We start from the raw sequence: 25894 nt of genomic DNA, 5'->3' as shown, positions 1-25894 counted from the left end.
CGGCAAAGCCAGCCGCTGCACACGCCTCTCGGATGATCACCTTCAAATGGCTTTCGCTTCAGAAGCGATAAAGCCCGTCCATTTCACTCTCGTCGCAGAAGAGTATGGGGAGCAATGCCAAAGGCCTTGCGAAAGGCGTGGCTGAAATGAGAGAAGTCGGAGAAACCGAAATCCAGCGCCGCCTGGGAAATACTGCGGACTTGACCGCGCTCAATCGCGTCGCGGCTCGCGAGCAAGCGCGCCTTCCAAATTTCCGCGACCGGCGATTTCTGATGACGAGCGAAAGCGCGCGTCACAGTGCGCGTGGAGACATGGTGAGCTTGAGCAATGCGTTCGAGCGACAGGTCCACATCGGTCAAATATTGGTGGATGTAATTCATGATCCGGCCATACAGGTCCAGCTCGTCATGAGTCTGCTTTAAATCCTGGAGTTCCAGGCTGACCACCAGAAGGTCGAGCAAGGTGCTGGAGTAACGACTGGATATTCCCGGGTTATGGAAGCCTGAAGGCATGCTCGCGGCTTGGCGCAACATCTCGCGTAACGGAATCACCCCTGGGCGACGATCATCCAGAACCATCGCGGTGCAACCTGCTATGCCGGGTAACCGCTGACTGAGCAGTTGTCTCGGAATGCGGACAAGGTGATTGTCGGTACCGCCGAAGCTGAATCTGAACGGCTGGGATGCGTCATAAAGAAACAGATCGTCCGCGGTGAGCTTCGTCCGTCGGTCAGCCTGTTCCAATTCGCCATAGCCGCTCCTGGTAAAGCCCAACCACAAATCGTCATTAGGATCACTGCGCAGGTGCTGGGCGGACCGCTCCCAATAATGCAAGGGCGCGGACAAGGTGCAGATGTCCAATGCGCCCATGCCATGCACCTCCAGCACCCCGTCGAAATCGCTCTGCGCCAGCAGTTTGCTGTCGGCGTCCAGGCAGTGATGACAAACCACATCTTTCCAGTAATCAAACCGGAGGGGTGCCGTAACGGCAAGGGTCGAATAGTGACATGTCTGGCTCATTGCATTCACCTACCGGCAGCGATTCAACAAAAAAGCGTGGTAACGTTTTTGCGAGCCAAGCAATTAGCAGGCCACCCTCACGGCCTCATTCCAGCTGTTGGACGCACTGCCAGATGGTCACCGGAACACTCGGCTGGCGCGTATGTCGGTAGATCCTCCACAACACTCCCCTTGCAACTTCCCAGGGCGCCCCGCCCCTTATTTCACAAGCCCCGCACCATTGCCGCGCACTGATATGCCGGCCATTTATACCTGTCCTTTTTAACCAAACGGTTGTCCATTCGAGCCAAGCGAATTCCATCTCCCCTCGATAATTTTCACTCCATGCCGTGTCCCTACAAACACGAATGACGAGGTGGGTCATGCAACTACGAGAACAGCAGCGGCTGTCCGATTCATCCTGGTTTTTACAGCGATGGGACATGGCCCCCGAAGAGTTTGCCACTTACCTGGTGCAGCTCGGGACCTTGGTGCTGCAACGCCGATGGAGTGGTACCCACCGCAACACACCAACATCCACTGGGATGTAGAACAGCGAACCGTCCGTTTGAGACGGAAATAAAGGAGCCCCCCATGGAATCTGCAATCGATAAACATCTCAAATGTCCCCGGACTTTGTCCCGTCGTGTTCACGACGATTACAAGCCTCCCTTCCCGATGTTTGTGGGGCGAGCTGACGAAAACGTGAAGCAAGTTGTGATGGCCTACCTCGGGGTGCAATTTCGCGACGAACAACGCGCCGCCGCCCTGCAAGCCATGCGCTACATTGACGCCAGCTTTGCCCTCGCCGATGGCCCTGGGAATCACGACCTGACCTACCACCTCGACAATCAGGGTTATGGAAACTTCATTGCCGTGGGCTACTGGCGTGATCCCGCCGCCTATCACCGATGGCTACTTTCAGCGCCTGTGGCCGACTGGTGGGGTGACGAGGCACGCCTGAACGAGGGGCTGGGGTATTTCCGCGAAGTCATCGCACCGCGGGCCGAGCAGTTCGAGACACTGTATGCATTCAAGGAAGATTTGCCAGGTGTCGGCGCGGTCATGGACGGCATCAGCGGCGAGATTGAGGAGCACGGCTACTGGGGCTCGGCGCGCGACCGCTTTGCCATCTCACAGACCGACTGGATGCAGCCGACCAGCGAACTGCAAGTCATTTCAGGCGATCCCGCCAAGGGCGGCAGGGTCGTGGTACGCGGCCACGACAACCTGACGCTGATCCGCTCTGGACAAGACTGGGTCGAAGCCGGCGAGGAAGAGCGCGCGCTCTATTTCAACGAGATGCTGCCGCCACTGCAAGACGGCATGAACTTCCTGCGTGACGAGGGGCAGGCGCTGGGCTGCTATAGCAACCGCTTCGTACGCAATATCGACCTTGATGGCAATCTCCTCGACATCGCCTATGACATCGGTCACTGGCGATCGCTCGACAAACTGGAACGCTGGGCAGAATCCCATCCCACTCACTTACGTATTTTCACCACCTTCTTCCGAGTGATCGGAGGCCTTTCGAAGCTGCGGCTGTATCACGAGGTCTCGGTAGCGGACGGTAGCCAGCAACTGTTCGAGTACATCAACTGCCACCCGCAGACCGGGATGATGCGCGACGCGCAAGTGTCGCCCACCTGACTCCATCGCTGACTCCACTTTTAGCCCTGCGCGTTGCCTGACTGGCGATAGCGGGGCTCTTTTTGCCCGAAAAAAGGTTCTTCGATCATGAAACAGTTCCGCTACCTGTCGCTTGCAGCCCTCCTCCCCAGCCTTTCCTCTCACGCTCTCGAGGTGGATCCTGGCGATTACGAGCCGCTCCCCGTGGGAGCGACCATCGGCGTGCTCTACTACCAGCACTCCACCACGGACAATGCCTACTCCCAGGGCCACAAGACCAGTTCCGATTTCAACCTGACGTCCGATGTCGGCATTCTGCGTCTGCTACACGTCTACCAACTGAGCGAGCGGCTGACCATCGAGCCGCAATTTCTGTTGCCCTTCGGCCATGTCTCAGGTGGTGGTGACGCTTCTGGGTTAGGCGAGGCCAGCGGCATCGGCGACCTCATTCTTACAGCGCCGCTCAAGTACCGTCTCAACGACGCCAACGACACCCTCGGTGCGACCGCTTACCTGTACGTGCCGACTGGCAACTATGACAAAGACGACGCGCTCAACCTTGGCGAGAACCGTTGGAAGGTTGATCTCCAGGCCGCTTACGTCAAGCACTTCACGGAGAAGTGGGCCATCGACCTCGTCGGTGACGCCATCTGGTACGGAGACAACGACGACTTCGGCGCCAGCTCCGCCCGCCGGGAGCAGGACGTTTCCTACGGCGCTCAGCTAATGGGGCGCTACATGCCCGACGAGACCACTGCGCTGGCTATCGGCTTCGGCCACAGTTGGGGCGGGGAAAACCAGATCGATGGCGTCAACCAGGACGACAGGATGGAAACCACCAACTTCCGTGTCACGGCCAGAAAGTTTTTCACCGCCAAGGACCAACTCCAGGTGCAACTTGGACGCGACCTTGCGGTGGAGAACGGCCCCAAAGAGGACTTTCGCATGAACCTGCGCTACGTCAGGGTCTTTTAGACCCGCCCGCCTCTACCCCCCGTTGTCCTTATCAACCCAGCGTGCGCCCAACGGCGAATTCAACTTGGATCCGTCGCAAGACCTCGCATCCCGTATCAATCGTGCCAACGCGACCGTTGGCTAATGAGATGCCTCTAACCCGAAACGGAGTAACCCGACAATGACCGACCAGCAACCCACCCTGGAACAACAACCCTCCCTCTATACCCGTCTTGGCGGCTATGACGCTATTTATCAGTTCGCAGGCGCAGTGTTGAGAAAAACAATGGGGCACCCCGCCATCGGGCACATCTGGGCCCATATGTCGGAATCGACGTTCCAAAAGGAACACATCAATTTTGTCGATTTCCTTTCCGAGCACTGGGGTGGAAGCGCCAAATACCGGGGTAGAGACATGGTCACCGCACATCGCGGGATGGGTCTGACCGAGGTGCACTGGCAAGCCGTGCTCGATTGTCTCGAGGCGTGCTACGACGACTACGGGCTGGCCCCGGATCTGCGCAAAGAGGTCAATGACTTCCTCATCAAGTTCAAACCGGCCGTGATCGGGAGCCCCTCCTATCGGGACGTCGTACTCGCGCACCCGGAAATGGACCCCGCCAAAGGCATGAGAAGCGTTGGGGTTGTCTGGCCAAAACCCGGGAAGTCATCTCAGAAACAGGCCACGCCTGAAGCCGAAGACTAATACCCTCGGCATAAGCCTAAGCCACACCAATGGAAGGCATATCCATAAGGAACCCTACCTGCTACCCGGGCTCGCTCTGGCCGCCGACGGCTACCGTGGTGTGGCTATAAAAAGTGGCTATAAAAAACAGGGGCAAGCGAGTCCCGCTCAACCAAGCGACTGTCCTCCTCAGCCAAGCGCTGCTCAATCTGTGGAGATAGCTTGATACCAGCCCCGGCCACGGCTCGCCAATAGTGCACGCCGGGCCCGGGCATCCCCGAGATGACGTTTGAACAGACATTGCCAGCCCCTACGGGTTGGCACAGGACACAGGACACCCCATGGCCATCATCCGCCCGACTCTCGAACAAGTGCAGGATCTCGCCAGCCGCCTGCACATACAGCTGACACCCGAGCAAGCCAGCGAATACCTGGCGCTTATGCAATCCAGTTTTGATGCCTACGATCTAGTCGACGAGTTGCCAGATTTCATCCCTTCAGTGCGCTACGAGCGCAGTGCTGGTTATCGCCCTTCAAGCACGGATAATCCGCTAAACGCCTGGTACTACAGAACTGAGGTGATGGGCGCCAGTGCGGGCAAACTTGCCGGCAAGACGGTCGCGCTCAAGGACAATATCTCTCTGGCCGGCGTTCCGATGATGAACGGTGCCGCACCACTGGAAGGTTTCGTACCGTCGTTTGATGCCACCGTGGTCACGCGTTTGCTCGACGCTGGAGCAACGATCCTCGGCAAAGCCACCTGTGAACATTACTGCCTCTCCGGTGGTAGCCATACCTCGGACCCAGCGCCTGTACACAACCCTTTTCGCCATGGTTTCACCACGGGCGGTTCGTCTTCGGGCAGCGCGGCGCTTGTGACGACGGGCGCGGTCGACCTGGCTATCGGTGGCGACCAAGGCGGCTCCATCCGCATTCCTGCCGCATGGTGCGGCATTTATGGAATGAAGCCCACCTTCGGTCTGGTGCCCTATACCGGGGTCATGGCGATCGAGTCCACTTTCGACCATGTCGGCCCCATGACGAGCAACGTACGCGACAACGCGCTCATGCTCGAAGTGATGGCCGGCGCCGACGGGCTCGACCCTCGCCAGACCGCTCCCGAGGTCGATGCCTATTGCGATTATCTGGAACGAGGCGTGATCGGACTCCGGATCGGGGTTCTCCAGGAAGGCTTCCAACTCGCTAACCAGGATCCACGTATCGCAGAAAAGGTACGCAGCGCTATCGCCCGGCTCGAGGCTTTGGGCGCGCGGGTCGAGGAGGTATCGGTTGCCGAACACAACCTGGCGGGATCGTTATGGAGCCCTATCGGCTGTGAAGGCCTGACCATGCAAATGATGCACGGTAACGGAGCGGGTTTTAACTGGAAGGGGCTTTACGACGTGGGCCTGCTGGACAAACAGGCCGGTTGGCGCGATCAGGCAAACGCATTGTCGCCGTCACTCAAGCTTTGCATGTTCGTCGGCCAGTTCGGTCTGGAGCGTTACAACGGCCGCTACTACGCCAAGGCCCAGAACATTGCGCGCTTTGCCCGAGACGCCTATGACAGGGCGTTGAACACCTATGACCTGCTCGTCATGCCGACTGTGCCAATCACCGCTCAGCCGCTTCCTGAGCCGGGTTCTTCAATCACCGAGACCGTCACACGTGCGTTGGAGATGCTTGGCAATACGGCCGCTCAGGACATTACCGGGCACCCCGCCATGTCGATCCCTTGTGGCCTGGTGGACGGACTGCCCGTGGGACTGATGCTTGTCGGCAGACATTATGCCGAAGGCACCCTCTATCAAGCCGCAGCCGCATTCGAGGCCTCTGTCGATTGGCGGACGTTGTAAACCCGCGCATCGCATTGGCGAGCAAACACCGGCAAGTCGCACTGAACGTGAGTATCAACTTCAGAGGAGCCAATACATGAGCCATACCCACGAACATCATCACGACCACGACCACGACCACACCGAGCCCCCCGAGGCCATCGCCTTGCGGGTCAAGGCGCTCGAATCCCTGTTGATAGAAAAGGGCTTGGTCGACCCAGCCGCCATGGATGCTCTGGTGGACACCTACCAGCACAAGGTCGGCCCGCGCAACGGCGCTCAGGTGGTCGCCAAGGCCTGGTTCGATCCCGATTACAAACATCGGCTGCTGGAAGATGCCACTGCGGCCATTGCCGAACTGGGTTTTTCCGGCGTGCAGGGCGAAGACATGGTGGTGGTGGAGAACACCGCGACCGTGCACAACGTGACGGTCTGCACGCTGTGCTCCTGCTACCCCTGGCCGACCCTGGGCCTACCCCCGGCCTGGTACAAATCCGCGCCCTATCGGTCACGGATAGTCATCGATCCACGCAGCGTGCTGGCCGAATTCGGTTTGATTATTCCCAATGACAAGGAAGTTCGCGTCTGGGACAGCAGTGCCGAGTTGCGCTACCTGGTACTGCCGGAACGTCCGGCTGGCACTGACGGCTGGAGCGAGGAACGACTGGTCGAGCTGGTGACGCGTGACGCCATGATCGGCACTGGCCTGCCCAGGACGCCGGGCGACGAAGCCTGAACCCGAGAAGGAGAAAACCATGAACGGTGTACACGACTTAGGCGGTATGCACGGTTTCGGCCCGGTGCTCACCGAAGAAAATGAACCCGTCTTCCATCACGACTGGGAGCGCAGGATCTTTCCGCTGTTCGCCTCGCTCTTCGTCGGCGGACACTTCAATGTCGACGAGTTCCGACACTCCATTGAACGCATGGAACCGGCTGAATACTTGCAGTCGAGTTACTACGAACACTGGCTTCACGCCTTCGAGACCCTGCTGCTGGAAAAAGGCGTGATCAGCGCTGCCGAACTGCAGGGCACGGTCAAGCCGACCTCACCGGCACAGCCCCCAACGGTGCTCACACCGGACATCGTCGAGGCGGTGATCCTCGGAGGCGCCTCTTCCCGGGCAAAGGAACCTGTCGGCGGCCGCTTCCGGGTCGGTGACCGGGTGCGGACCAAGAACCTCAATCCAACCACCCACACCCGACTGCCGCGCTACGCGCGCGGCAAGGTCGGGACCATCGAGATTGCACACGGCGCGTTTGCCACCCCAGACACGATGGCCCACGGTCTAGGCGAACAACCCCAACAGGTCTATGCCGTTCGCTTCAGTGCTACAGAACTGTGGGGAGTGGCGCGACCGGACAGTGTTTGCATTGATCTGTGGGACAACTATCTGGAGGCCGTATGAACGCCAGCATGCGTCACATCCCCCCAATAGCCGGCCTGTCTCTCGACGATGAAGGCCCGGTGTTCGACAAACCTTGGCAGGCCCAGGCTTTTTCCCTGCTGCTACACCTGCACCAAACCGGTCTGTTTCCCTGGAAGGACTGGGTGCAGGTATTCAGCGACGAGATCAAGGCGAGCCCGGCGCAACCCGGAGAAAGCGTCAACGACACTTACTACCGGCAATGGATCGCAGCCATGGAAAGCATGGTCACCACACTCGGTTTAGCGGGTATGGAAGACATCACCCAGCGCAGCGAGGAATGGCAGCAAGCTTACTTGAATACCCCCCATGGACAACCGGTAACGCTGCTCAACGCGAGTTGCCCACCGGCCCATGGAAACGGGCACGAACACCTGCCGCGGCACGAGCCGGTAGCGATCAGCCGTGCCACAAGCTGAGGACGGAGCCGTCCTGTTTTTTACTTTCGAGGTCGCGAAGCGGCCAAGGGGCAATCGTCATGCATATCGAACCTAATCTGGTGGAAGCTGGAAAACTCTGGCTGAGCTATGTCACTGCCGCAGGTGTCGGCGCCTACACCCTCAAACTCGCTGCGCACGCCATAGGTGAGCGTGGTGTCTTCTCGCTGCTGGCTCGCACTGTCACTGCCACGGCCCTGGTATTCAGCTTCTTCGAGCTCCTACCGCACTATCCAGTCGGTGTTTCCGAGGTGCATCTCATCCTGGGGTCAACCCTGTTTCTGCTGCTTGGCGCCGCACCCGCGGCAGCGGGGCTCGCCCTGGGACTGCTGATCCAGAGTCTGTTCTTCGCGCCATTCGACCTGCCGCAATACGGCATGAACGTCACCACCCTTCTGGTACCGCTGCTCGCAGTCGCCGCCCTGGCGAAACGCATCATCGCGCCAAACACACCGTATGTGGAACTGAGCTATAGACAAGCGCTGGGGCTGTCGACCGCCTTCCAGGCGGGCATTGTCGCCTGGGTTGCCTTCTGGGCCTTCTACGGGCAAGGCTTCACAGCAGAAAATGCACTGTCGATTCTGACCTTCGGCAGTGCCTACATGACCGTCGTCACCTTCGAACCGCTGTTGGACCTGGCCGTGCTGGCCGGTGCCAAGGCAACCCATCGCCTGCGTGGTAGCGCGCTGGTCGAGCGCCGTCTGTACCAGGCTGCCTGAGTCGACATACTCCAGTCCAGGTCAGACTGCCCCGGGCATTCGAAGACCGTAATGCCCGGGGCATCAAGAGCAAGAACCGCCCCGAAACCTCGTGAATAAAACCAGAGGTATTTGATGTTTTTCAGAAATAGCACCCGCAAGGAATTGAAGCTGCTCGGCGACCGGCTGGAACAGCACGACGGCGAGAATGTATCGATAGCGGCGAAGGATTCGTCACTGCGACGGGTATTGGCCGGCATCGAACGCCTGCTCGCCGATCGCACGGCGCTCCGGACCAGCGTGGTCGACCTTAATGCTGAACAGCAACGCCTCAAGCTTCAGCGGGGTGAATACGAAACGCAGCTGCACGCTCAAGAACAACTTTGGCAATTGGCGGCATGCGGGTCGGGTGATTTGCTCTGGAAATTGCAGCTCAATGCAAGCGTTGATTGAATGGGTGGAGTTGAGGCGTGACCACCACGATATCGACCTTGATGGCGTTTTCCAGCATGGGCATTTCGCCAGAATCAGGTAATCCACAGGGGTAGATACAAGCCTCTAGCGGGCGAGCGACGCGGGCGTTTTCTCCGTGCCGGCGGGTGCCGATGGGCAGCCCTGTTAGCGGTACGTTAGTACACCAACCAACGCTTCTAATGATAAGCATTAGCATATAGTATGCTGCGGTTTTTCCTCCCCTCTCCTGCTCTGGATCGTCCTGTCGATGCGTCGTACGTTCGTTTCGCTTTGCTTGCTGCACGCCGTTTCCCCTGTTGTCTGGGCCGATCAATCCAGCGCTTCCTCACTCGAGTTGCAGGCCACCAGCATCACCGCCGACGCCGCTGCCGAGCGCGCCGACGGTCCGGTGCAGGGGTATCGCGCCACCCGTTCGGCCAGCGCCACGCGCACCGATACCGCCCTGCATGAAACCGCGCAGTCCGTCAGCGTCGTGCCCAAGGATGTGGTGGAAGACATCAGCGCAACGCGCTTGCAGGATGCGCTCGACTACGCAGGTGGCGTGGGCCGCGCCAATAACTTCGGCGGACAGGGCCTGACCACCTTCACCGTTCGCGGCTTTACCACCGGCGAGTTCTACCGCAACGGTTTCCCGATCAACCGCGGTTATCCCAACGCGCCGGATGCCAACACCATCGAGCGCCTGGAAGTCCTGCGCGGCCCGGCCAGTTCGCTGTACGGCCGTGGCGACCCGGGCGGAACCTTTAACGTGGTGAGTAAGCAGCCGCAGGCTGAATCCAAAGTGACCCTGGGCAGCCAGCTCGATGATCAAGGCATGCACCGTGCCACGCTCGACGCCACCGGCGCGCTGGATGAAAGCGGCGCCCTGGCCTACCGCCTGAACCTGCTGGGCGAAGGCGGCTCAAGCTTTCGCGACGATGTCAAAACCGAACGCTACGACGTCGCCCCGGTGCTGAGCTGGCAGGTCAACGACAGCACGCGCATCACCTTCGAAGGCGACTACATGCGCAACAACCATCCGCTGGACCGGGGCCTGACTCGCTACCCCAACCAGAAAGGAAGCGCCTCGCGGGACACCAACGTCTGGGAAAAGGGCCTGGACAATACCCTGCACAACGACAACAACATGACCCAGCTGCGTTTCGAGCATCTACTGAACGAAGACTGGACCCTGGCCGGTGGCGTGCAATGGCTGGATGGCCAGCTACAAGGCAATGCCGTGGAAGCCAATGCCCTGCAGGCCGATGGCCGCACCCTGGGGCGCAACTTCAACTACCGCAAGCTGGAGTGGAGCGACCGCGATATACAGTTGAACCTGACCGGCTATTTCGACCTCGCCGGCTTCAGCCATACCCTGCTGACCGGTGTGGAATATGAGGACTACCACTACCAATCGCTGATCCAGCGCTCCGCCGCCGGTGCCGCTGCCTACCCGATCGACCTGTTCGACCCGGTGCTGGGCCAGCCGCGTCCGGCCCTCACCCGCACGACTACCCACGACAAGGAAAACCTCAAGACCTGGGCGCTGTTCGTGCAGGACCAGGTGGCCTTGACCGAACGCCTCAAAGCCCTGGCCGGCGTGCGTTTCGAGCGTTTCGAACACGATTATGACGACTACCTGAGCACCACCCGCGACTTCACCAAGAACCAAAATGCGGTCACCCCGCGTTTCGGCCTGATCTACGACCTGACCGACACTGTCGCGGTGTACGCCAACACCGCGCGCTCCTTCAAGCCGAACAACGGTGCCAGCCGTGAAGGGGGTGGGTTCGACGCGGAGAAAGGCAAGTCCTATGAGCTGGGCGTCAAGTGGGAAGCGCTGGAGCATCAGCTGAGCGTGGATGCCGCGATCTACCACATCGTCAAACAGAATGTACTGACCGTCGACCCGGTCGACTCCAACTACAGCGTGACGGCCGGTGAAGTCCGCAGCCGCGGCCTCGACCTGAACATCGCCGGCAACATCACCCCCGAGTGGCGCATGCTCGGCGGCTACGCGTACGTGGACGCCGAGGTGACCAAGGACAACACGCTGGCCGATGGCACACGCCTGGCAAACATCCCGCGCAACACCTTCAGCCTGCTCAACACCTACGAATTTCAGGACGGCGTGGCCAAAGGGCTGGGCCTGGGGATGGGCGTGAAGTACGTGGATGATCGCGCCGGCCAGACCGCCGCGACCACCTACACCATGGAGCGCTACAGCGTGGTCGACCTGTTGAGCTTCTACCGGCTCAACGAACACGTGCGCCTGAACCTGGACGTGAAGAACCTGTTCAACAAGGGCTATGACGAAGGCGCGTTCAATACCTACGTTTACCCGGGCGCGCCGCGCACGGTGCAGGCGGGGATTGCCTACACCTTCTAATTGAAAGCTTGTTCCAGGGCGTGCACCGAAGAACTGCACGCCTGCCTGTGAGGGCTTTTGCAGCCCCCCCTGCGAAGGCCCTTGCATTCGCCGCTCGCGCAGCGGCATCGCCCCTGTCGACCACCGCCCCCTCTCGGCTGCCTTCGCGAGCATCCGGCGCTTAAGCTTGCGGATTGACCAGGAGTTGCGAAGCCCCATGCCCCTGGTGCCGGACGTCGTGGGTACAGGCGACGAAGTCCTCCTTGCGCAGCACTAGCAGGGCCAGCAGCGACGCGATCCCGGTCGCCACGTAGAAGTACCAGGGCGCGGTGATGTCGCCAGTGAGCTTGATCAGCCAGGTGGAAATCAGCGGCGCGCTACCGCCGAACACCGCCACCGGGATGTTGTAGGCCACGGCGATGCCGGTGGAGCGGATGCGGGTCGGCAGCAGCTCGCTCATCAGCGCGTAGGTCGAGGACGCATAGAGCCCGAACAGGATCGCCACGGCCATCAGCGGCCAGAACAAGGTGGCCGGGGTCGCGTTGGGCGCGGCCTTGAAGAACCAGTACATGGCCAGGGTCGCCAGGGTACCGATCACCATCAGGAACGGCTTGCGCCCGTAGCGATCGGTGAAGGCGCCGCCGAACGGCATGACCACCGCCGCCGAGAGACTGGCGACGAATACATAGAGCAAGGTGGTGCCGCTGTCGAACTTGAGGGTGTTGGACATGTAGGTCGAGGCGAAGGTCAGCACCAGGTAGAAGATCGAGCTGTGCAGGGTGATGATGAAGAACACCAAAGCGATCGGGCGCTTCCACTGCCAAACCTCGCGCAGCGGCGCCTTGGAGGTCTGCCCGGCCTGCAGCAAGGCGAGGAATTCCGGGCTGTCCTCCAGTTTCAGGCGGATGTACAGCGAGATGAAGCCCAGGGGACCTGCGATCATGAACGGGATCCGCCAGCCCCAATCCTGCATCAGCTCGGCGCCCAGGGCCCAGGTCATGCCATTGGCCACGGCGCCACCCAGGAGCAGGCCGAGCACAGCGGTGACCATCAGCCAGCAGGTGGCGAATCCCCGGCGCCCCGGGCTGGCGTATTCGGAAATGAAGCTGGTGATGGTGCCGATCTCGCCGCCGGCAGAGAAACCCTGCACACAGCGGACCAGCACCAGGATCACCGGCGCGGCGATGCCGATGCTCGCGTAGGTCGGCAACAGGCCCAGCAGGCAGGTGGAGCCGGCCATCATCACCAGCACCGTGATCAGGGTCTTGCGTCGGCCGATCTTGTCGGCCAGGGGCCCGAAGAACAGGCCGCCCAGGGGCCGGATGAAGAAGCTCAGGGCAAAGGCCGCGAAGCTTGCCAGAAGGCTGCTGGTGGGATCGTCGGAAACGAAGAAGGCCTTGCCGATGTACAAGGCCAGGAAACCGTAGACGCCATAGTCGTACCACTCGATCAAGTGGCCGGAAGTGGCGCCGATAAAGGCCCGGCGCCGCTGGCGCTGGGGGTTGGAAGGTGGCACGCCCATCGTGGGGACTCCTGTCGTAGTGCTATCCATGAAATGCCGCGTTTCAAAGGTTGCTCAAGGGCCCGGTGGGGTCCTGCAACCACTGGCGCAAGCGGGTCTTGAGAATCTTGCCATAGCTGTTCTTGGGCAGCTCGGCGCAAAACAGGTACTTCTTCGGTTTCTTGAACGAGGCCATGCGCGCCAGGAACCACTGGTTGAGCGCCTGCGCATCGAGGTTTCCGGGCGAACGCAGGACCACGAAAGCCACCACCGACTCGCCCCACTGCGGGTCGGCCTCCCCCACCACGCACACTTCGAATACCTCGGGGTGCTGGATCAGCACTTCCTCGACTTCCCGCGGGTAGATGTTGCTGCCGCCGGAGATGATCACATCCTTGCTGCGATCGGTCAGGGTCAGGTAACCCTGCTCATTCAGGAAACCGATGTCACCGGTGAGCAGCCAGCCGTCCACCAGGGCCTCCCGGGTGGCTTGCGGATTGTCCCAGTACCCCTGCATCACCACAGCCCCGCGCACGGCGATTATCCCCCTCTCTCCGGCAGCCAGGGGTTGGCCCGCAGTATCCACCACGCGCACCTCAACGCAGGCGTGGGCACGCCCTACCGAGGCAGCAAGGGTCGACCAGTCAGCATGCCCGCGGTCAGCAATGGTCTCCCTGGACAGGGCGCTGATGGTCATTGGGCATTCGCCCTGGCCGTAGATCTGCACCAGCCGCGGGCCGAAGGTGTCCAGGGCCTGGGCGAGATCCGCCAGGTACATCGGGCCGCCGCCGTAGACGATGGTCTTGATCCCTTCGCCGCAATAGCCCTGCTGCCGGGCCTGCTGCACCATGCGCTTGAGCATGGTCGGCGCGGCAAACAGGCTGACCTGGCCCAGCGCCTGCGCCAGCTCGAACAACTCCGCCGCCTGGAACCCCTGGGACGTCGGCACCACATGCCGGGCGCCACAGCGCACATGGATGAAGTTGTAGAGGCCGGCGCCATGGGACATCGGCGCGGCATAGACCACGGCGTCATCGCCGGCCACCGGATCCACGTCCAGCGGATAGCACAAGGACATGGCGATCAGGTTGCCATGGGACAACATCACCCCCTTGGGGCGGCCAGTGGTCCCGGAGGTGTAGAACAGCCAGGCCAGGTCGCTGTCCTCCCGCAGGTACGGCTCCACCAGTTCATCGTCCGGCACCCGGCCTTGCACGGTCAGCCCGGACGCGGCCAGTTCACGGCAACCGGCAGGCAGGGCCACGGTGTCGAAGCTCTGCCCCTCATCGGTGTAGATCAGCCGGGCCCCGGCATTGCCGGCAATCCAGGCGGCTTCCAGTGCATGCAGCTTGCTGTTGATCGGAACCGCCACCGCCCCGCTCCACCAGATGGCGTACAACAGTTCGAGATAACCGCAGCTGTTCTTCAGCAGCAGCGCCACTCGGTCGCCAGGCTCGATGCCGTACTCATGGCGCAGTTGCAGGGCGCGTGCCCTGGCCTGCTCGGCAAACGCCTGGTAGTCGGCGACCTGGCGGCGGCCCTCGAACAGAGCTCCCCGCCGAGGCCAGCGCTGGGCCGTATCGCGCAGCCAGTGGGCGATGTTCATCCTCAGACCTTGACCGCTTGCAGGACGCTGGCGTAGTTGGCCACCGCCATGCCGCCCATGTTGAACAGCAAGCCGAACTCGGCACCGGGCACACCCAGGCCGATGGGTTTGCCGATCAGTTGGGCAAAGCCCAGGGCATGCATCGATACCCCGGTGGCGCCCACCGGATGCCCCTTGGCCTTGAGCCCGCCGGACAGGTTCACCGGCAGGCGTCCGCCCTGGCGCACGGTGCCGTCGTCGAGGGCCCGGTGCCCCTCGCCCCTGGGCGCCAGGCCCATGGCTTCGTAGATCAGCAATTAAGCGATGGTGAAGCAGTCGTGTACCTCGGCGAAACTCAGGTCGCCGAGGGTCACGCCGGCCTGGCGCAGGGCCCCATGGATGGCCCGTCGCGGCCCCTCGAAGGCCAGCATGTCGCGGCTCGACAAGGGCAGGAAGTCGTTCACCTGGGTCATGGCACGGATCGCCACCTGGCGTCGCATCGAACGGGCGCGCTGGGGCGAGGCCAGGATGATCGCCGCCGCACCGTCACTGATCAACGAGCAGTCGGTCAGGCGCAGTGGCGGTGCAATCAGCGGGTTGCCCTGGGAAACGTTGTTGCAGTGTTCAAAATCCATCACGCGGTGCATCTGCGCCAGGGGGTTGGCCATGGCATTGGCATGGTTTTTCACCGCGATCATGGCCATCGAGGACATCGGGTTGTGGTAGCGGTCGGCGTACTGCTGCGCCACCCGGCCAAAAAGCTGGGCGAAACTCATGCCGGCCTCCTGGTGGGTGTTCTGGTAGCCGGCGCCGGCCAGGGCCCGGGTGACCTCGACGGTGCTGTTGCCGGTCATTTTCTCCGCGCCGACCACCAGTACCAGTTCGGCGGCGCCGCTGCGGATCGCGTTGATCCCGGCCTGGATCGCCGCCGAACCGGAGGCGCAGGCGTTCTCGCAGCGAGTGGCGGGTTTGAAGCGCAGTTGCGGATCGGCCTGGAGCATCAGCGAGGCGGGGAAACCATCCGCCACCAGGCCGGAGTTGAAGTGCCCGAGAAACAGCGCGTCGATTTGTGCAGCCTCGATCTCAGCGTCTGCCAGGGCCTCGCGGGTAACCTGGACGATCAGGTCCTCGAGGTTCAGGCCGTCCAGGCGACCGAAAGGGCTATGGGCGGCAGCGACGATGGATACGGAATCGTGAATCATGTGATTTTCTTCTTCCTTGAAGCGGGTATTCCATACAATGATTCAACACCCGAATCACACGCTAGTTGGGGGAACTACGTACGGCAGTAAGTAGTCCCCCGCCCCCCAAAAAAAGAGACGCGCCGATAAACCCGAGGCAGGATGCCCGATGACTGTACACGCCCAGCAATTCCAGGACCTCGAGCGCCTGGCCTTCCAGGTTTCCCCCGCACCGCAGATGATCACCGGGCATCGCCGGATGCTCGACTGCAACCAGGCCTTCGTACGCCTGTTCGGCTACGAGCGCGAACACTTGCAGGGCCACCTGACCCTGCTGTTGTACCCCTCCCAGGCCGACTACCAGAGCATCGGCGAACGCAGCGAGCACTGGCTGCGCAACGGACCCGGCACCTTCTACTCCGACGAACGTTTCATGCAGCATCGCAATGGTGAGGTGTTCTGGGCCCGCGCCCACGGTTTTTCCCTGACGGCCGAGGATCCGTTCAAGCTGATGGTCTGGCATTTCGAGCGCCTGGACCGCCAACCGGCGCCGATGATCCAGTTGACCCCGCGCGAACGGGAGATCTCGCTGCATATCGTCAATGGCCTGACCTGCAAGGAAGTGGCACGCAAGCTGGGCATTTCCCACCGCACCGTGGAAGTCCACCGCGCCCGGCTGATGAAGAAGCTTCAGGCCAAGAACAGCGCAGAACTGGTGTCGAAGATCATCTTCATCAGCTGAACGCCTGCGCAAGCCTGTCGCGGGCACTGATGCGCAGCAGCTGCAATGGCCCGATATGCACGCCCTCCACGCTGTCGCCCTGCGCCAGGACCTGGTTGAAGGCATCCATACCGACGCTGCGTCTGGAGACGATTTTGCCTCTGCAGGCCTCATCCACAAAAAAATCCGATGCCTTCCGACATCGGATTTCATTGCTTGCCCTCAGCGATCCAGTCAATAGGCCTGACTGTCGCGCATCCGGCACGTCTGCCGGATGCCTCCTTGATCGAGCGCTAGTGGGCGGTCTGCGGGTGGGGCTCATCCTGGGTTGAGGAGGACTGCTTGCCACCGTTGATCAACGGCCCGTAGCGCCGGCTGAATTCCTGGTTGTAGGGCACGTGGTCCTTGCTGAACCCATTGTCCCAGTTGACCGACCAGGTCATCAGGCCCTTGATCGACAGCCCTTTGGCATGGAGGCGTTTGAACGCATTGGCAACGGCCGCCGGATTGACCACGTACCCGGTGGCCGCGGCATCGACGTTGGCGGGCAGGCCAATGACGAATTTGTCAGGCGCAATCCTGGTGAAACCGCGAGTACCACTGACCAGGCTTTCGGTCAGGTAATAGAGGAAGTCCTCTTTCATGGCGTCGTTGTTCTGGGCGATCCAGGCGCCCTTGCCGTTGTTGACCTCCTGAACCCAGAGGCCATCGCCGCCCTGGTTGTAGAACTGCGGCGCGATGAAGTCGTAGTAGCCTTCCAGCGCCTTGAGGTAGTCGACGTATCGACCGGCAGCAGTCAGGTAGGGGAACTCCGGCGCCATGCTGATGATGAAATGCTTGCCCTCGGCAGCATAGTGATCCTTGACCAGCTTCAGCGCGGCCGGCAAGACGATCTTGTTGCTGGCGAAGTCAATCGCGCTCTGTTCAAGATCGATGTCCAGCCCGTCAAAGCCGTAGGTTTCCACCAGACGGATGATTTCATTGGCCAGGGGCTGTTCGTGGCCCGGGTTCAATGCGATATGAGCGTCGGCGCCCCCCAGGGACATCAGCACCGCCCTGCCCTGGCTGTTCAGCACGCCCACCTGGCGACGAAACTCGGCATCGGACAGGTTGTACGGCTTGAACGTCGGAATACCGCTGCCTTTCATGAACGCCACGGCCACCACGTTGTAGTCGCGGGGCACATCCTCCAGGTTCATATTGGCAAACTGCCCGCGCTGGTAGCCGTCCGAGGGGCCGGCCGGCCAGTTGTGCCAATAGCCCATGAGGATTTTCTTGCCATCCAGGCTCGGCATTTGCGACGCGGCGTCATCGCGCGGCGCTTTCAGTTGGGTAAAGTCAATCTTTGACATGTTCTAATCCTTCAGAACGTTTTAATGATCCGCAGACTTATTTGAAGTCGACGTCGAAGGCCTGATAGAAGGCATTGCCGGTATTGGCCACGATCCACATCAGGACAATCACGTGACGGCCCTTTTTATTGGCCGGCAGCTTCACTTCATGATCGACCTTGGCCTTCAGTTCGCCGGCATGGCTGTAGTAAGGCACCTGCGGATAGAAGTCCTCGGCGAAAGGTTGAGCCTCCAGTTGTGCGCGGGTGATGCGCTGTTTCGGGTCCCAGCCGTCCTTGGTGATCAGCCAGCGATAGCCGCGGGTGGTATGCGGTGCGGTGTACTGCCAGGTCACCTTGAAGATCTGGCCGGGGTTGACGTTGAGCGTCGGCCAGGTGAAGGCGCGGCCGAGCTTCTTGCTCATTTCCTCATCGGTGAAGTTGACGCAGTCCCGGGCATCGGTCTTGCCACCGCTGAGGATGAAGCCATCGGCCGGCGGCACGTCGCTTGGGTTGTCCGTGTTGAACGGTGCAGGGAACGGACCCGCGGCCAGGGCCGGGAAGTTCTTGCCGCCTTCCATTTCATTGACCTGCCAGCCGCCCAGCAGGCCCAGGTCGATGGCGACTGCGCCGCGGGAGGCTGGGGAGGTGACGCGACCGTGGCGAAGCGGTGATTGGGTTTGTGGTTGGTTCATGTTTATTGCTCCATTGATTTAAGAAACTCTCCCTTTCCAAAGGAGAGGTCTGCAAATTAACCGAGCTGGAATTTCTGTCCACGGGCCCATTTTTCGGTCTGCATCACGCTGGCAGAGGAATCGCCCGAGAATACTGGATATATAACCAGTACACCTAGATTTCTCCTACCCGACTTGAAGCAAAAGTCCTACTTGTCCAGGCGGCACCTGGAAGCTGTACCTCTACCCACAAGCCTTTGCGGCACTGCGCGCCTACCCAGCGAAAATATGCCCACTGCCGAGCAAAATCCGCTGCAGCGCCGGCCCGCGGAGCGGGTATCGTGGAGCAAAACCATCGGCCAGAGGTGCACTGTGGCGTCCTATTCCTTGCGTCAATTGAAGTATTTCGTCACCACCGTCGACTGTGGCAGCGTCGCCGAGGCGTCGCGCAAGCTGTATATCGCCCAGCCGTCGATTTCCACGGCGGTCAAGGGCCTGGAAGACAGCTTCGGCGTGCAGTTGCTGATCCGTCATCACGCCCAGGGCGTGTCCCTGACCCCGGGTGGCGCGCGTTTCTACCGCAAAGCCCAGGAACTGCTGCGCATGGCCCACGAGTTCGAGCAGAACGCCCTGGCCGACAACGACGTGGTGTGCGGGCAGATCGATATCGGCTGCTTCGAGACCGTCGCCCCGCTCTACCTGCCACGGCTGATCGCCGGCTTTCGCCAGCGTTTTCCGGGGGTGGAGATCCGCCTGCAGGACGGCGAGCAGCAGGAACTGGTGCAGGGTTTGACCGGCGGCCGCTTCGACCTGGCGATCTTCTACGAGCACGACCTGGACAGCACCATCGAGACCGAGGCGCTGATGGCGCCACAACGGCCGTATGCCCTGGTGCCGGCCGGGCATCGTTTTGCCGGGCAGGCCCAGGTGTCACTGCGCGACCTGGTCCTGGAGCCGATGATCCTGCTGGATGTGCAGCCCAGCCGCACCTACTTCGTGAGCATCTTCGAGGAGCTGCAGCTGACGCCGAATATCGTCTTCGGCTCGCCGTCGATCGAGATGGTGCGCGGCATGGTCGGCCAGGGGTTCGGCTTTGCCTTGCTGGTGACCAGGCCCCACGGCAACAGCACCTATGACGGCCAGGAAGTGGTCTGTGTGGAGATTGCCGAGGATGTCACCGGTTCGGCGCTGGTGGCCGGCTGGCTGAAACGGGCGCAACTGACCAAGCCCGCGCAGTTGTTCGTCGATTACTGCAAGGAACAGTTCAAGGCCTGGCTCGCCTGAGATAGACAGTTTGCAGGAGCGGATCGACCCGCTCCTGCGGTTTCGCGCTACCGTCGGTTCAGCGCGCCGCCCAGGCATTGAAGCGCTGTTCCAGCTCCTCGCCATGGTCCACCCAGAACTCCGCGTCCACCGCCCGCGCCCCGGCCAGGTTGGCCTCGGCGGTGGGCAGCTGCCGTTGCACCGCCGCCGGCAGCAGCGCCAGCGCGTCACGGTGCACCGGCCCGTAGGGGATCTCCTCGGAGAACACCTTCTGGGTCTGCGGCTGGCTGGCGAAGGCGATGAAGTCTTCGGCCAGCGCCTTGTTCGGCGTGCCCTTGACCACCGCCCAGTACTCCGGGTCGTACAGGCTTTGCGGCCAGACGATGCTCAGCTTCATGCCTTCCTTCTGCGCCGAGGCGATCCGCCCGTTGTAGGCCGCGCTCATCACCACGTCCCCGGCGATCAGCCATTGCGGTGGCTGCGCGCCCGCCTCCCACCACTGGATATTGCCCTTGATCTGGTCGAGCTTGGCGAACGCCCGGGTCACGCCCTCGGGGGTCCCCAGCACCTGGTACAGCTGGTCCGGCTTGACCCCGTCGGCGAGCAAGGCGATTTCCAGGGTGTACTTGGCGCCCTTGCGCAAGCCGCGCTTGCCGGGGAAGTCGGCGACGTTCCAGAAATCCGCCCAGGAGGTCGGCGCCTTGGCCAGCTTGTCCTGGTCGTAGGCCATGACCATCGACCAGACATAGGTGGCCACCCCGCATTCGCTCAGGGTCCCCGGCACGAATTGCGCCGGGTCGCCGAAGCGCGCCGGGTCGATGCGTTCGAACAGGCCTTCGTCACAGCCGCGCAGCAGCTCCGGGCTTTCGACTTCGACCACGTCCCAACTGGCATGGCCGACATCGACCATGGCCTTGATTTTCGACAGTTCCCCGTTGTATTCGCCGGCGACCACGCGTCCTGCGCCGCTGGCGGTGAAAGGTTGGAAGTAGGCCTTGTCCTGGGCCTGCTTGGTGGCACCGCCAAAGGAGATGACGGTGAGGCTCTGCGGCGCGGCCGCAACCGCGGTGCACAACAGGGCCAGGGCAAAGGGAACACAGCAACGCAAGGATCTGGACATGTAGCGGTTCCTCTCAATAGGCCGACGCGCCCGCGCGCGCCGGCCGCTTTGGGCTTACAGGCGACCGTATTCGCGGGCGGTCCGATCTACAGCGGTACGGGTCTTGTCGACCAGTTCATCAATGTCGGCGTGGCTGGCCACCAGGGCCGGGGCCATGATCATCCGGCCCAGGGTCGAGCGAATGATCAGGCCCTCTTCGAAGCCGATGGTGCGGCAACGCCAGGCCATGTCGTTTTCGTTGGCGAAGCGCTTGCGGCTGGCCTTGTCTTCGGCGAACTGCAAGGCCGCCACCAGCCCGGCGCCCTGCACTTCGCCAATCAACGGGTGGTTGTCGAAGACTTCGCGCAGGCAGCGCTGCAGGTACGGCCCGGTCTTGTGCTTGACCCGGCTGACGATGCCTTCGTCGCGCAGGGCCTTGAGGTTGGCGATGGCCACCGCCGCCGCCACCGGGTGGCCGGAATAGGTCAGGCCGTGGGCGAACACCCCGCCCTGCTCCACCAGCACCTCGGCCATGCGCCTGGAGAGGATCAGCCCGCCCATGGGGATGTAGCCGCTGGTCAGGCCCTTGGCGATCGACAGGGTGTCGGGCTCGAAGCCGAAATGCTGGTGGGCGAACCACTCGCCGGTACGGCCGAAACCGCCGATCACTTCGTCGGCGCACAGCAGCACGTCGTACTGGCGGCAGATGCGTTGGATTTCCGGCCAGTAACTCTCTGGCGGGAAGATCATGCCGCCGGCGCCCTGGAACGGCTCGGCGACGAAGGCCGCGACATTCTCAGCGCCCAGTTCGAGGATCTTCTCCTCCAGCTGGCGCGCAGCGCGCAGGCCGAACTCGGCCGGGGTCAGGTCGCCTTCGTGGGCGAACCAGTACGGCTCGTCGATGTGCGCCACGTCCGGGATCACCCCGCCCATGTCGTGCATGAACTTCATCCCGCCCAGCGCCGTGGCGCCGAGGGTCGAGCCGTGGTAGCCGTTCCAGCGGCCGATCATGATCTTCTTCTGCGGCTTGCCGAGGATCTGCCAGTAGCGACGCACGGTGCGGATCAGCACCTCGTTGGCCTCGGAGCCGGAGTTGGTGTAGATCGCGTGGCTGTAGTGCGCAGGCAGCAGGCTGAACAACAGCTCCGAGAGCTCGACCACCGCCGGGTGGGTAGTGTGGAAGAACATGTTGTAGTACGGCAGCTGTTCGAGCTGCTGGCTGGCGGCGGCGGCCAGGTCCTTGCGGCCGTAGCCGAGGTTGGTGCACCACAGGCCCGACATGCCGTCCAGGTAGCGCTGGCCGTCGTTGTCCCAGAGCGCCAGGCCCTCACCGCGCACGATCACCCGCGGCCCTTCGGCGTTCAGCGCCTTCTGGTCGAGGAACGCATGAATGTGGTGCGCGGCATCCGCGGCCTGGTAGTCGCCGGTGCTGCGCACGGTTTTCTCTTCAACGGTCATTGCCAGTCTCCTTGTGGTTTTTTATCCAGAGGGCCGAGGTTGCACAGGTACTCGGCCAGGCGGTCCATCAGCCGGTCACAGGCCGCCAGCTGTTCGACGCTGACGAATTCGTCCGGCTTGTGGCCCTGGTCCATGCTGCCGGGGCCGCAGACCACCGCCGGGATGCCGGCCTGGTCGAACAGCCCGCCTTCGGTGCCGAAGGCCACGGTGCTGAAGGCGTCGCTGCCACACAGCTGCGCCACCAACTGCGCGGCGGCGCTTTCAGGGGCGGTGGCCAAACCTGGGTAGGCCGAGATTGCTTCGAAGCGGATCGCCGTGTCGGCCTCGATCGCCTGCATCGCCGGTAGCAAGTCCTGTTCCGCATAACTTTGCAGTTCGTCCACCATCGCCTGGGGTTCGAAGGCCGGCAAGGCGCGCACCTCGAAGTCGAAGCGGCAGTCGGCCGGGACGATATTCAGCGCCGTGCCACCCTGGATCACCCCGACCTGCACAGTGGAGAACGCCGGGTCGAAGCGAGCGTCGTGATGCTCCGGGGCCGCCAGGCGCTGGCCGATCTCCCCCAGCCGGCCGATCAGCCGCGCCGCCTGCTCGATAGCGTTGACCCCATAAGGCGCATAGGCCGAGTGGCATGGCGCGCCGTGCACATGGCAACGCATGGCCAGCTTGCCCTTGTGGCCGAGCACCGGTTTGAGCTCGGTGGGCTCGCCGATCAGGCACAGCGCCGGCTGCGGGATGCGCTGTGGCAGCACTTCCAGCAGGCTGCGCACGCCGAGGCAACCGACCTCCTCGTCATAGGAGAACGCCAGGTGCACCGGCCGGCGCAGCGGGCTTTCGAGAAACAGCGGCACCGCGGCCAGCACCGAGGCCAGGTAGCCTTTCATGTCGGCGGTGCCGCGCCCGTAGAGCTTGCCGTCGCGCTCGGTCAGGCTGAAGGGTTCGAGCGTCCAGGGCTGGCCGTCCACCGGCACCACGTCGGTGTGCCCGGACAGCACGATGCCGCCTTCCACCGCCGGACCGATGCTGGCCAGCAGGTTGGCCTTGGTCCGCTCGGCGTTGTAGATCAGCTCACAGCCGACACCCAGGCCATGCAGGTAGTCGCGCACGAACTCGATCAAGGCCAGGTTCGAATCGCGGCTGACCGTGGCAAAGCCCACCAGCCTGGCCAGCAAGGCGCGGCTGCGCAGCTCACTCATCGCCCGGTACTCCGTAGCTCGGCGCCAGGGTCGGGTTGAGGGCGCGGGTCAGGTAGTCCTGCAACTGCGGCTCGTAGGCGCCCCAGAGTTTCTGCAACTCGCCGATGGGGTTGGCCTCGGCCCAGTCCACCCGCAGGTCGACGATCGGCCAGACCAGCTCGCCGACCACCGACAGCGCCGCCGAATGCACCGCGCCCGCCTCGCCCCCGGCGTCCTGCCCGGCCTGCAGCGCGCTGAGCAGCCGCGCCGCCAGGCAGCCTTCGCTGCTTTCGAAGGCCTCGACCATGCGCTCGATCACCGCGCTGCTGGCCAGCAGGTTGCCGGCCGCCACGCACTGCTCACCGGCCACCGCGTTGTGGATGCCCAGCGCGTGATTGCCGCTGAACACCGCCGTGCGCCCCCGGGCATCCACCACCGCCACCTGGCGGTACTGGCTGTAGCCATTGCGGGTCAGCGCCTGGTCCAGGGCCTGCGCTGGCGCCAGGCCTTCGCCCAGGCCGTCGAGCACCTGGGGGCCGAGGGCCGGCAAGGTGATGTTCTGGCTCGACACCGCGCCCACCCCGCTGCGCAGCCAGGGGCAGCGGGCGCCGACGGCGATGCTCGACGAGCTGATGGCAATGCCCAGCTGGCCGGTTTCGGCGCAGCGGCCGACGATGGAAAAAGTCATGGCGCACTCCTTATTCGGGGATCACCGCGATCACGTCGATTTCCATCAGCCACTGCGGCTGGCCCAGGGCGCTGACCACCAGCCCGGTGGAGATCGGGAACACGCCCTTGAGCCACTTGCCGACCTCCTGGTAGACCGGCTCGCGGTAACGCGGGTCGATCAGGTAGGTGGTGGTCTTGACGATATGGCTGAGGTCGCTGCCGGCCTCTTCCAGCAGTTGCTTGACGTTGCGCATGGCCTGCTCGGCCTGGGCCCGCGGGTCGCCGAGGCCGACCAACTGGCCATTGAAGTCGGTGCCGACCTGGCCGCGCACATACACGGTGTTGCCGGCGCGCACAGCCTGGCACAGGTCGTTGTCCAGGCTCTGGTTCGGGTAGGTGTCTTGGGTGTTGAACATGCGGATGCGGGTATGCGTAGGCATCAGCGGGCTCCCATGCGGCTGGCGGGTTGAGTGGCGGATTCGCGCTCGGCTTGACGCTGCGCGGCATCGCGATAATCGAAGTAGAGGCGCTGTTTGACGATGTGCTCGGCGATGTGCCGGGCGTCGTGCCACACGCCCCAGATAAACGCCGAGCCACGGCGCGACAGCCACGGCAGGCCGACGAAATAGACCCCGGGCTCGCTGGACACACCGCGCTGGTGCCGGGGCTTGCCGTTGTCCTTGAAGGCGTCGACCTGCAGCCAGCTGTAGTCCACCGAATAGCCGGTGGCCCAGATGATGGTGCCGACGCCTGCCTTGGCCAGGTCGAGTTCGAGGAGCGGCTGGGTCAGGCACGGTGGGTCCGGCAGCATCACCCGCGCTTCGGGCTCTTGCGGCAGGTCCAGGCCGTTGCGGGCGATGTAGGCATCGGCGGCGTCGAGCAGCGCCAGGTAGTTTTCGTCGCCGCGGGCAATGTTCTCAGCCAGGTTGGCCTCGAAGCTGACCACACCGTTATCGAAGGCCTTGGTCAGGCCGACCAGGGTCATGCCCTGGTGGGCCAGCCGGCGGAAGTCCACGGTATGCCCGCCACGGGCGCCGCTGACGGCAATGGTCACGTGCTCCTTGCCTGGCTGCATGGTCTCGGCGTCCCACTCGCCCAGTACCCCCAGCCACCAGCAGAAATCACGGTTGCGGTAGGCCCGCGGCGGACGGTCATGGGCCCCGACCGAGAGGTAGACCTGCTTGCCGGCACGTTGCAGTTCATCGGCGATCTGCACTCCCGAGGAGCCCGCCCCCACCACCAGCACCGCGCCTTCGGGCAGCTGTTGCGGGTTGCGGTAGGCCGCCGAGTGCATCTGCAGCACGCGTTGATCCTGCGGGGCGATCGGCGGGATCACCGGGCACTGGAACGGACCGGTGGCCACCACCACTTGCCGGGCTTCGATCACGCCGTCGCTGGTGTCCACGGTGAAGCCCGGGCGGTTGGTGTTACGCACCACTTTCCTGACTTCGACGCCGGTGCGGATCGGTGCATTGAATTTACGGGCGTAGGTTTCGAAGTAGTCGGCGACCTGGTCCTTGCCGGCGAAGGCATCGGGGTCCAGGCCTTCGAATTCCAGGCCCGGAAAGCGGTCGTGCCAGGCCGGGCCGTTGGCCACCAGCGAATCCCAGCGCCCGGTGCGCCAGGCTTCGGCGATTCGGTTGCGCTCCAGCACCAGGTGCGGCACGCCCAGGCGGCTCAGGTGTTCGCTCATGGCCACGCCGGCTTGGCCGGCGCCCACTACAAGCGTGTCGATTATTGTTCTATGGGTTGTCATG

The 25894-nt window shown here is 62.7% G+C and carries 23 protein-coding genes and 1 pseudogene; 12 read left to right on the top strand and 12 right to left on the bottom strand.

Annotated elements, in window-relative coordinates; translation table 11 throughout:
* Positions 1-83 precede the first annotated feature (83 nt).
* Positions 84-1019 carry a helix-turn-helix domain-containing protein gene (locus tag CRO75_RS22425; protein WP_097138257.1) on the bottom strand — a complete coding sequence of 312 codons (936 nt, stop codon included), beginning with the start codon at positions 1017-1019 and terminating at the stop codon, positions 84-86.
* Between the two features lie 573 nt (positions 1020-1592).
* On the opposite strand from CRO75_RS22425, the gene CRO75_RS22420 reads away from it, so the two are divergent.
* The 10 genes from CRO75_RS22420 to CRO75_RS22375 all read left to right on the top strand — a co-directional run bounded on the left by CRO75_RS22420 (position 1593) and on the right by CRO75_RS22375 (position 11505).
* Positions 1593-2648 (top strand): phenylacetaldoxime dehydratase family protein, encoded by a 1056-nt coding sequence (locus CRO75_RS22420; RefSeq protein ID WP_097138255.1) that lies wholly within the window; start codon positions 1593-1595, stop codon positions 2646-2648.
* Between the two features lie 87 nt (positions 2649-2735).
* A complete protein-coding gene (locus CRO75_RS22415) occupies positions 2736-3602 on the top strand; it encodes a transporter (protein ID WP_097138253.1) in 867 nt (288 codons plus the stop codon).
* Positions 3603-3762: 160 nt separating this feature from the next.
* Positions 3763-4287 carry a group 1 truncated hemoglobin gene (locus CRO75_RS22410; RefSeq protein WP_097138251.1) on the top strand — a complete coding sequence of 175 codons (525 nt, stop codon included), beginning with the start codon at positions 3763-3765 and terminating at the stop codon, positions 4285-4287.
* 320 nt (positions 4288-4607) lie between these two features.
* Complete coding sequence (locus CRO75_RS22405; protein WP_097138249.1) at positions 4608-6122, top strand: amidase; 1515 nt, start codon at positions 4608-4610, stop codon at positions 6120-6122.
* A gap of 76 nt (positions 6123-6198) precedes the next feature.
* Positions 6199-6837 carry a nitrile hydratase subunit alpha gene (gene nthA / locus CRO75_RS22400; protein WP_097138247.1) on the top strand — a complete coding sequence of 213 codons (639 nt, stop codon included), beginning with the start codon at positions 6199-6201 and terminating at the stop codon, positions 6835-6837.
* A 19-nt stretch (positions 6838-6856) separates the two neighbouring features.
* The gene (gene nthB / locus CRO75_RS22395) at positions 6857-7510 is read left to right on the top strand and encodes a nitrile hydratase subunit beta (protein ID WP_092420071.1); all 654 of its coding nucleotides are present in this window, start codon (positions 6857-6859) and stop codon (positions 7508-7510) included.
* Positions 7507-7947, top strand: coding sequence for a nitrile hydratase accessory protein (locus CRO75_RS22390; protein WP_097138245.1), 441 nt, complete (start codon positions 7507-7509; stop codon positions 7945-7947). Before nthB ends, CRO75_RS22390 begins: the two co-directional genes overlap by 4 nt.
* A gap of 59 nt (positions 7948-8006) precedes the next feature.
* Positions 8007-8684, top strand: coding sequence for an energy-coupling factor ABC transporter permease (locus CRO75_RS22385; RefSeq protein ID WP_097138243.1), 678 nt, complete (start codon positions 8007-8009; stop codon positions 8682-8684).
* A gap of 114 nt (positions 8685-8798) precedes the next feature.
* Complete coding sequence (locus CRO75_RS22380) at positions 8799-9116, top strand: hypothetical protein (protein ID WP_177409778.1); 318 nt, start codon at positions 8799-8801, stop codon at positions 9114-9116.
* Positions 9117-9384: 268 nt separating this feature from the next.
* Positions 9385-11505: a TonB-dependent siderophore receptor gene (locus CRO75_RS22375; RefSeq protein ID WP_097138241.1), complete on the top strand. Its 2121-nt coding sequence runs from the start codon at positions 9385-9387 to the stop codon at positions 11503-11505.
* 160 nt (positions 11506-11665) lie between these two features.
* On the opposite strand, the gene CRO75_RS22370 is transcribed toward CRO75_RS22375, so the two are convergent.
* From CRO75_RS22370 to CRO75_RS22360, 3 genes and pseudogenes are all read right to left on the bottom strand, one after another.
* A complete protein-coding gene (locus CRO75_RS22370) occupies positions 11666-13006 on the bottom strand; it encodes an MFS transporter (protein WP_097138240.1) in 1341 nt (446 codons plus the stop codon).
* Positions 13007-13049: 43 nt separating this feature from the next.
* The gene (locus CRO75_RS22365; RefSeq protein WP_097138238.1) at positions 13050-14591 is read right to left on the bottom strand and encodes an AMP-binding protein; all 1542 of its coding nucleotides are present in this window, start codon (positions 14589-14591) and stop codon (positions 13050-13052) included.
* A gap of 2 nt (positions 14592-14593) precedes the next feature.
* A pseudogene (locus tag CRO75_RS22360) lies at positions 14594-15772 on the bottom strand (acetyl-CoA acetyltransferase).
* Positions 15773-15920: 148 nt separating this feature from the next.
* On the opposite strand from CRO75_RS22360, the gene CRO75_RS22355 reads away from it, so the two are divergent.
* A complete protein-coding gene (locus tag CRO75_RS22355) occupies positions 15921-16493 on the top strand; it encodes a LuxR C-terminal-related transcriptional regulator (RefSeq protein ID WP_097138236.1) in 573 nt (190 codons plus the stop codon).
* 272 nt (positions 16494-16765) lie between these two features.
* On the opposite strand, the gene CRO75_RS22350 is transcribed toward CRO75_RS22355, so the two are convergent.
* Complete coding sequence (locus CRO75_RS22350; protein WP_097138234.1) at positions 16766-17824, bottom strand: chitinase; 1059 nt, start codon at positions 17822-17824, stop codon at positions 16766-16768.
* Positions 17825-17861: 37 nt separating this feature from the next.
* A complete protein-coding gene (locus CRO75_RS22345) occupies positions 17862-18497 on the bottom strand; it encodes a lytic polysaccharide monooxygenase auxiliary activity family 9 protein (RefSeq protein WP_062826026.1) in 636 nt (211 codons plus the stop codon).
* Between the two features lie 351 nt (positions 18498-18848).
* Between CRO75_RS22345 and CRO75_RS22340 the strand changes: the two genes are divergently transcribed.
* A complete protein-coding gene (locus tag CRO75_RS22340; protein ID WP_009044121.1) occupies positions 18849-19760 on the top strand; it encodes a LysR substrate-binding domain-containing protein in 912 nt (303 codons plus the stop codon).
* 58 nt (positions 19761-19818) lie between these two features.
* On the opposite strand, the gene CRO75_RS22335 is transcribed toward CRO75_RS22340, so the two are convergent.
* Genes CRO75_RS22335 through CRO75_RS22310 form a run of 6 tightly spaced genes read right to left on the bottom strand, consistent with a single transcriptional unit; the run spans position 19819 to position 25893 of the window.
* A complete protein-coding gene (locus tag CRO75_RS22335; RefSeq protein ID WP_097138232.1) occupies positions 19819-20859 on the bottom strand; it encodes an ABC transporter substrate-binding protein in 1041 nt (346 codons plus the stop codon).
* 54 nt (positions 20860-20913) lie between these two features.
* Positions 20914-22296 carry an aspartate aminotransferase family protein gene (locus CRO75_RS22330; protein ID WP_097138231.1) on the bottom strand — a complete coding sequence of 461 codons (1383 nt, stop codon included), beginning with the start codon at positions 22294-22296 and terminating at the stop codon, positions 20914-20916.
* Entirely contained in the window at positions 22293-23489 is a 1197-nt protein-coding gene (argE, locus tag CRO75_RS22325; RefSeq protein WP_097138229.1) for an acetylornithine deacetylase, read from the bottom strand. The genes CRO75_RS22330 and argE overlap by 4 nt, the downstream gene beginning before the upstream one ends.
* Positions 23482-24156: a DUF1028 domain-containing protein gene (locus tag CRO75_RS22320; RefSeq protein WP_097138227.1), complete on the bottom strand. Its 675-nt coding sequence runs from the start codon at positions 24154-24156 to the stop codon at positions 23482-23484. Before CRO75_RS22320 ends, argE begins: the two co-directional genes overlap by 8 nt.
* A gap of 10 nt (positions 24157-24166) precedes the next feature.
* Positions 24167-24577, bottom strand: a complete 411-nt coding sequence (locus CRO75_RS22315; RefSeq protein WP_023965614.1) for a RidA family protein — start codon at positions 24575-24577, stop codon at positions 24167-24169.
* Positions 24577-25893 carry an NAD(P)/FAD-dependent oxidoreductase gene (locus tag CRO75_RS22310; protein ID WP_097138225.1) on the bottom strand — a complete coding sequence of 439 codons (1317 nt, stop codon included), beginning with the start codon at positions 25891-25893 and terminating at the stop codon, positions 24577-24579. The genes CRO75_RS22315 and CRO75_RS22310 overlap by 1 nt, the downstream gene beginning before the upstream one ends.
* Position 25894: the final 1 nt, after the last annotated feature.

It is taken from the genome of Pseudomonas sp. LAMO17WK12:I10 (assembly GCF_900215185.1).
Lineage (GTDB): Bacteria > Pseudomonadota > Gammaproteobacteria > Pseudomonadales > Pseudomonadaceae > Aquipseudomonas > Aquipseudomonas chlororaphis.
The sequence above is the reverse complement of the archived record's forward strand: the minus strand, read 5'-3'. Positions and strand labels throughout refer to the sequence as shown.

Coding starts and splice junctions, on each gene's coding strand:
- CRO75_RS22425 (WP_097138257.1), bottom strand. CDS start 1,019: ATGAGCCAGACATGTCACTATTCGACCCTTGCCGTTACGGCACCCCTC.
- CRO75_RS22420 (WP_097138255.1), top strand. CDS start 1,593: ATGGAATCTGCAATCGATAAACATCTCAAATGTCCCCGGACTTTGTCC.
- CRO75_RS22415 (WP_097138253.1), top strand. CDS start 2,736: ATGAAACAGTTCCGCTACCTGTCGCTTGCAGCCCTCCTCCCCAGCCTT.
- CRO75_RS22410 (WP_097138251.1), top strand. CDS start 3,763: ATGACCGACCAGCAACCCACCCTGGAACAACAACCCTCCCTCTATACC.
- CRO75_RS22405 (WP_097138249.1), top strand. CDS start 4,608: ATGGCCATCATCCGCCCGACTCTCGAACAAGTGCAGGATCTCGCCAGC.
- nthA (WP_097138247.1), top strand. CDS start 6,199: ATGAGCCATACCCACGAACATCATCACGACCACGACCACGACCACACC.
- nthB (WP_092420071.1), top strand. CDS start 6,857: ATGAACGGTGTACACGACTTAGGCGGTATGCACGGTTTCGGCCCGGTG.
- CRO75_RS22390 (WP_097138245.1), top strand. CDS start 7,507: ATGAACGCCAGCATGCGTCACATCCCCCCAATAGCCGGCCTGTCTCTC.
- CRO75_RS22385 (WP_097138243.1), top strand. CDS start 8,007: ATGCATATCGAACCTAATCTGGTGGAAGCTGGAAAACTCTGGCTGAGC.
- CRO75_RS22380 (WP_177409778.1), top strand. CDS start 8,799: ATGTTTTTCAGAAATAGCACCCGCAAGGAATTGAAGCTGCTCGGCGAC.
- CRO75_RS22375 (WP_097138241.1), top strand. CDS start 9,385: ATGCGTCGTACGTTCGTTTCGCTTTGCTTGCTGCACGCCGTTTCCCCT.
- CRO75_RS22370 (WP_097138240.1), bottom strand. CDS start 13,006: ATGGGCGTGCCACCTTCCAACCCCCAGCGCCAGCGGCGCCGGGCCTTT.
- CRO75_RS22365 (WP_097138238.1), bottom strand. CDS start 14,591: ATGAACATCGCCCACTGGCTGCGCGATACGGCCCAGCGCTGGCCTCGG.
- CRO75_RS22355 (WP_097138236.1), top strand. CDS start 15,921: ATGACTGTACACGCCCAGCAATTCCAGGACCTCGAGCGCCTGGCCTTC.
- CRO75_RS22350 (WP_097138234.1), bottom strand. CDS start 17,824: ATGTCAAAGATTGACTTTACCCAACTGAAAGCGCCGCGCGATGACGCC.
- CRO75_RS22345 (WP_062826026.1), bottom strand. CDS start 18,497: ATGAACCAACCACAAACCCAATCACCGCTTCGCCACGGTCGCGTCACC.
- CRO75_RS22335 (WP_097138232.1), bottom strand. CDS start 20,859: ATGTCCAGATCCTTGCGTTGCTGTGTTCCCTTTGCCCTGGCCCTGTTG.
- CRO75_RS22330 (WP_097138231.1), bottom strand. CDS start 22,296: ATGACCGTTGAAGAGAAAACCGTGCGCAGCACCGGCGACTACCAGGCC.
- argE (WP_097138229.1), bottom strand. CDS start 23,489: ATGAGTGAGCTGCGCAGCCGCGCCTTGCTGGCCAGGCTGGTGGGCTTT.
- CRO75_RS22320 (WP_097138227.1), bottom strand. CDS start 24,156: ATGACTTTTTCCATCGTCGGCCGCTGCGCCGAAACCGGCCAGCTGGGC.
- CRO75_RS22315 (WP_023965614.1), bottom strand. CDS start 24,577: ATGCCTACGCATACCCGCATCCGCATGTTCAACACCCAAGACACCTAC.
- CRO75_RS22310 (WP_097138225.1), bottom strand. CDS start 25,893: ATGACAACCCATAGAACAATAATCGACACGCTTGTAGTGGGCGCCGGC.